This is a genomic window from Streptomyces sp. MB09-02B, assembly GCF_033794485.1.
In the GTDB taxonomy this organism is placed as follows: domain Bacteria; phylum Actinomycetota; class Actinomycetes; order Streptomycetales; family Streptomycetaceae; genus Streptomyces.
In genome coordinates, this window is record NZ_JARGEE010000999.1 from 1 (window position 1) to 590 (window position 590).

Here is a 590-nt window from a genome sequence, read left to right on the forward strand (position 1 = left end):
GACCCGGCGTTCGCCCCCGAACTGACCGGCTCCAGCGACCCGTTCACGGTCCACACCCGCTGGATCGAGACCGAGTTCGTCAACGACATCAAGCCCTTCGCGGCCCCCGCCGACACCGACGCCGACGACGACGCCGACCGCGAGACGATCGTGGTCGAGGTGGGCGGCAAGCGCCTGGAGGTCTCCCTCCCCGCCGCCCTGGGCATGACCCTGGCCCGCACCGGCCTCGCGGCGGGCGCCAAGCCCAAGCGCCGTGCGGCCAAGAAGTCCGGCCCCGCGGCCTCCGGCGACACCCTCGCGTCCCCCATGCAGGGCACCATCGTCAAGGTCGCCGTCGAAGAGGGCCAGGAGGTCAAGGAAGGCGACCTCATCGTCGTCCTGGAGGCGATGAAGATGGAGCAGCCCCTCAACGCCCACCGCTCCGGCACCGTCAAGGGCCTCACCGCAGAGGTCGGCGCCTCCCTCACCTCCGGCGCGGTCATCTGCGAGATCAAGGACTGACGACGACGCAGTTCCCCGCGCCCCGATTGGGCCGGTAGGCCCTTCAAGGGCGCGGGGAACTGCGTCGTCGTCAGTCCTTGATCTCGCAG

1 protein-coding gene is annotated in these 590 nt (G+C 70.7%); it reads left to right on the plus strand.

The window, feature by feature from the left end; translation table 11 throughout:
- The coding region (locus tag P1P70_RS45550) for an acetyl-CoA carboxylase biotin carboxyl carrier protein subunit (protein WP_319248480.1) at positions 1-501 on the plus strand (501 nt) is incomplete at its 5' end.
- Between the last annotated feature and the right edge of the window lie 89 nt (positions 502-590).